The 5,785-nt window shown below is 72.5% G+C and carries 1 protein-coding gene; it reads left to right on the top strand.

Annotation, left to right across the window (positions count from 1 at the left end; translation table 11 throughout):
* On the top strand, positions 1-5,785 hold a 5,785-nt coding region (locus tag ACFU74_RS35475), incomplete at both ends, for an SDR family NAD(P)-dependent oxidoreductase (protein ID WP_380764258.1).

Consider the following 5,785-nt stretch of genomic DNA (forward strand, 5'->3'; position numbering starts at 1 on the left):
GGGTTCCCGACGGACCGCGGGTGGGACCTGGAGGCGCTCTACCACCCGGACCCGGACCACGCGGGCACCTCGTACACCCGGTTCGGCGGATTCCTGTACGAGGCGGGCGAGTTCGACGCGGGCCTGTTCGGGATCTCGCCGCGCGAGGCGCTGGCGATGGACCCGCAGCAGCGGTTGCTGCTGGAGACGTCCTGGGAGGCGTTCGAGCGTGCGGGGATCGACCCGCTGGCGCTGCGTGGTGAGCAGATCGGCGTCTTCGCCGGTGCGAACAGCATTGACTACGCCGACCTGGCGGCCGGGCTGCCGGAGGAACTGGAGGGGCACCTCCTGACCGGTACGGCGGGCAGCGTCGTCTCGGGGCGGCTTTCCTACACGTTCGGGTTGGAGGGCCCGGCGGTGACCGTCGACACGGCGTGCTCGTCCTCGCTGGTCGCGCTGCACCTCGCCGTGCAGGCGCTGCGGTCCGGCGAGTGCACCATGGCGCTGGCCGGCGGTGTGGCCGTGATGTCGGGACCGGAGACCTTCGTCCAGTTCTCCCGTCAGCGCGGCCTGGCCGTCGATGGTCGGTGCAAGCCGTTCGCGGAGGCGGCGGACGGCACCGGCTGGGGTGAGGGCGTCGGCATGCTGCTGGTGGAGCGGTTGTCGTCGGCTCGGGCGGCGGGTCGTCGGGTGTTGGCGGTGGTGCGGGGTACGGCGGTGAACCAGGATGGTGCGTCGAATGGTCTGACGGCGCCGAACGGTCCGTCGCAGCAGCGGGTGATCCGGGCGGCGTTGGCGCAGGCGGGGTTGTCGGCGTCCGAGGTGGATGCGGTGGAGGCGCACGGGACGGGGACGTCGCTGGGTGATCCGATCGAGGCGCAGGCGCTGTTGGCGACGTACGGGCGCGAGCGCTCCGGTGAGCCGTTGTGGCTGGGGTCGGTGAAGTCGAACATCGGGCACACGCAGGCGGCTGCGGGTGTTGCGGGGATCATCAAGATGGTTCTCGCGATGCGGCACGGTGTGCTGCCGGGGACGTTGCACGTCGACGAGCCGTCCTCGCACGTGGACTGGGCCTCCGGTGCGGTGGAGCTGCTGGCGGAGGCGCGGCCGTGGGAGGCCGTGGGCCGTCCGCGTCGGGCGGGTGTCTCCTCGTTCGGCATGAGCGGGACCAATGCGCACGTGATCCTGGAGGAGCCGCCGGTCGCCCCGGTGTCCGAGGAGGTCGCTGCGGACCTTCCACTGGTGCCGGTGCTGTTGTCCGGGAACACGCCGGAGGCGTTGCGGGCGCAGGCGGAGCGGTTGCGGGGCGTGGCCGGTGAGGAGCTGCGGGCGTTGGGTGCCGCGTCGGTTCGGCGTGCCGGGCTGGCGCACCGGGCGGTGGTGCTGGCGGGTGACCGGGGTGCGCTGGTCGGCGGGTTGGATGCGGTGGTGTCGGGCTCGGGTGCGCTGGCTGGTGTGGCGCGTGCGGGGCGGGTGGCGTTCCTGTTCACGGGGCAGGGGGCTCAGCGGGTCGGGATGGGGAGCGGCCTCTACGAGGCGTTCGCGGTCTTCGCGGATGCGTTCGATGCGGTGGCGTTGCAGGTGGACGCGCATCTGGAGCGGCCGTTGGCGGAGGTGCTGGCGGACGAGGAGTTGATCCACCGCACCGAGTACGCGCAGCCGGCGCTGTTCGCGGTGGAGGTGGCGTCGTACGCGCTGCTCCGGTCCTGGGGCGTTGAGGCTGACGTGCTGGTGGGTCACTCGATCGGTGAGATCGCGGCTGCGCATGTGGCGGGTGTGCTGTCGTTGGCGGATGCTGCTGTGCTGGTGGCGTCGCGCGGGCGGCTGATGCAGGCGCTGCCGTCCGGCGGTGCGATGCTGGCGGTCGGGGCCTCGGAGGGCGAGGTTCGCGAAGCGTTCCCGGACCTCGATCTCGCGGCGGTCAACGGTCCGGCGTCGGTGGTGGTTTCGGGTCCTGCGGCGGAGATCGAGGCGGCTGCCGTGGTGGCGGCCGAGCGGGGGTGGAAGGCCTCGCGGCTGCGCACCAGTCACGCCTTCCACTCCCGCCTGATGGACCCGATGCTGGACGAATTCCGCACTGTCGTCGCCGGGTTGGCTTTCGCCGACCCGTCGGTGCCGGTCGTCTCCTCGGTGACCGGCCGCCCGGTGACGCTGGGCGAGTGGTCGGACCCGGAGTACTGGGTGCGGCAGGTTCGCGAGCCGGTGCGCTTCGCCGACGCGCTCGCGGCGCTGGAGGGTGTCGCCCGCTTCGTGGAGCTGGGCCCGGACGGTGTGCTGTCCGCTTTGGTCCAGCAGCCCGGGGCTGTCACGGCGCCGTTGCTGCGCCGGGAGCGCGACGAGGTCACCACCGCGCTGACTGCCCTCGCCACTCTGCACGTCAACGGCACCCCCGTCGACTGGGTGCCGCTGTTCGCCGGTGTCGAGCCGGTCGAGCTGCCGACCTACGCCTTCCAGCGGCAGCGCTACTGGCCCGAGAAGGTGGCGGCCGGCCGGACCCCGGTCGCGGAGCAGGGCGACTCCGACTTCTGGGGCATCATCGAGCGCGGCGACTTTCCGGTCCTGGCCGAGCAGTTGGGCGTCACCACGGCCGCGCTCGAAGAGCTCGTCCCGGCGCTGGCGTCCTGGCGGGCGCGGGGTCGGGAGCGGTCGCTGATCGATGGCTGGCGCTACCGGATCGAGTGGGAGCCGGTGACCGTCGCAGCCGGGGGCCGTCTGGATGGCGTCTGGGCGGTGGTCGGTGAGGACGTGCACGGTGTGGGTGCGGTGTTGGCCGGGTTGGGTGTGTCGGTGGTGCCCGTGGTGGACGGGGCTGCGCTGGCGGGGCTGGATGTCGTGGGTGTGGTGGCGTCGCCGGTGAGTGTGGTTGAGGCGTTGTCGGTGATTCGTGCGCTGGTCGGCGTGGGGTGCCGGGTGCCGTTGTGGCTGGTGACGCGTGGTGGGGTGGCGACGGGCCGGGCTGATGGTGCGGTGGATGTGGGCCAGGCGCAGTTGTGGGGCTTCGGCCGTGCGGTGGGTCTGGAGCATCCGGAGTTGTGGGGTGGTCTGCTGGATCTGCCCGTTGAGGTGGACCACCGGGCGGAGGGCCGGATCGCTGCTGTCCTGGGCGGTGTGCTGGGTGCGGAGGATCAGGTCGCCGTGCGCAGTGGTGGGGTGTTGGTGCGGCGTCTGGTGCAGGCGCCGGCGGCTTCGGGTGTGGTGTGGCGTCCGCGTGGGACGGTGTTGGTCGCGGGTGGCACGGGTGGTCTGGGCGCGCAGGTGGCGCGGTGGGCGGCGGGGGCCGGTGCGGAGCGGTTGGTGCTGGTGTCGCGGCGTGGGCTTGGGGCGCCGGGGGCTGCGGAGTTGGCGGCGGAGCTTCCCGGGGCTGAGGTGCATGCGTGTGATCTGGCGGACCGGTCGGCCGTCGAGGCGCTGTTGGCGGTTGTTGGTGGCGTGGACGCGGTGGTGCATGCGGCGGGTGTGGCCGAGGACGTGCCGCTGGTGGATGCCGATGCCGCGCATCTGGACCGGGTGATCCGGGGCAAGGTCGACGGTGCGCTGCACCTGGACGAACTGGTTGGCGAGGTGGACGCGTTTGTGGTGTTCTCGTCGATCTCGGGTGTCTGGGGCAGTGGTGGGCAGGCGGCGTACGGTGCGGCGAACGCGGCGCTGGACGGGTTGGTGGCGCGTCGTCGGGCGAGGGGTCTGCCGGGGACGGCGGTGGCGTGGGGCCCGTGGGCCGAGGTCGGAATGGCCTCGGACAGCGCGGTCGAGAGCCGGCTCCGCCGCCAGGGCCTCGTGCCGCTGGACCCGCAGCGGGCGGTGACGGCGATGGCCGGTGCCGTCGGCGGCGACGAGGGCGCGGTGACGGTCGCCGACGTGCGGTGGGGGGAGTTCCTGCCGCTGTTCAGCGCTGTGCGGGAGCGGCCGCTGTTTGCTCGGTTGGCCCCGGGCGAGGCGGTTGTGGTGTCGGAGGGGACGGGCCTGTCCGCGCGGCTGGCGGCGCTGTCGTCGGCTGAGCGCCGGCGCGTGGTGCTGGCCCTGGTGCGGGCTGAGGTGGCCGGGGTGCTCGGCCACACGTCGGCCGATGAGATCGAACCGTCGCGTGCGTTCAAGGAGTTGGGCTTCGACTCGCTGACGGCGGTCGAGCTGCGCAACCGTCTGCAGGCGGTGACCGGGCTGGTCCTGCCCGCGACGCTGGTCTTCGACTACCCGGACGCGGAGCGGCTCGCCGCCTTCGTGCTGGGGCGCTTCGCGCAGGGCACCTTCGTCTCGGACGCAACCGTTGCCGAGGCCGTCGCGCCCGTCGCCGAGGATCCGATCGTGATCGTGGGGATGGGTCTGCGGTTGCCGGGTGGGGTGGAGACCCCGGAGGCGTTCTGGGAGTTGGTCGCGTCGGGTGGGGATGGGATCGGCGGGTTCCCGTCGGATCGCGGCTGGGACCTGGACGCGCTCTACCACCCGGATCCGGAGCACGTGGGTACCTCTTACACCCGGCACGGTGGATTCCTTTACGGCGCTGGTGAGTTCGATGCGGGTCTGTTCGGGATCTCGCCGCGTGAGGCGTTGGCGATGGATCCGCAGCAGCGGTTGCTGCTGGAGACCTCGTGGGAGGCGCTGGAAGCTGCGGGGGCTGATCCGCTGGGTCTGCGGGGCGAGCCGGTGGGCGTGTTCGTGGGTGCGTCGTTCATGGGCTACGGGGTCGGATCGGGCGAGTCGGGGGAGGGGCTGGAAGGGCATCTGCTGACAGGGACGGCGTCGTCGGTGATGTCGGGGCGGATCTCGTACACCTTCGGGCTGGAGGGCCCGGCGGTCACGGTCGACACCGCCTGCTCGTCCTCGCTGGTGGCGCTGCACCTGGCGGCGCAGGCGCTGCGTGGCGGCGAGTGCTCGATGGCGCTCGTTGGCGGCGTCACCGTGATGCCGAACGCGGATGTGTTCGTGGAGTTCTCGCGTCAGCGGGGGCTCGCGGCCGATGGCCGGTGCAAGTCGTTCGGTGCGGGTGCCGACGGCACCGGCTGGTCCGAGGGTGCGGGCATGCTGCTGGTCGAGCGGCTGTCGTCGGCTCGGGCGGCGGGTCGTCGGGTGCTCGGCGTGGTGCGGGGAACGGCGGTGAACCAGGACGGTGCGTCGAACGGCCTCACCGCCCCGAACGGTCCGTCGCAGCAGCGGGTGATCCGGGCGGCGCTCGCGCAGGCCGGGCTGTCGGCGTCCGAGGTGGATGCGGTGGAGGCGCACGGGACGGGTACGTCGCTGGGTGATCCGATCGAGGCCCAAGCGCTGCTGGCTACCTATGGGCAGGGGCGTGAGGGCGATCCGCTCTGGCTGGGGTCGGTGAAGTCGAACATCGGCCACACGCAGGCGGCTGCGGGTGTGGCGGGGATCATCAAGATGTTGCTCGCGATGCGGCACGAGACCCTGCCCGCGACGCTGCACGCAGACGAGCCGTCGCCGCACATCGACTGGACTGCTGGTGCGGTCGAGCTGTTGACCGAGGCGCGGCCCTGGGAGGCTTCGGGCCGTCCCCGCCGAGCGGGTGTCTCGGCGTTCGGCGTCTCGGGCACCAACGCCCACGTCATCATCGAGGAGCCGCCGACTGCGGAAGCGTTCGTGGGGACGGTGGTGGAACTCCCGCTGGTGCCGGTGCTGCTGTCCGGTGACACGCCGGAGGCGCTGCGGGCGCAGGCGGAGCGGTTGCGGGGCGTGGCCGGTGAGGAGCTGCGGGCGTTGGGTGTCGCGTCGGTTCGGCGTGCCGGGCTGGCGCACCGGGCGGTGGTGCTGGCGAGCGACCGAGACGCACTGACCGGCGGTCTGGACGCGGTGGCGTCCG

The organism is Kitasatospora sp. NPDC057500, assembly GCF_042802195.1.
Lineage (GTDB): Bacteria > Actinomycetota > Actinomycetes > Streptomycetales > Streptomycetaceae > Kitasatospora.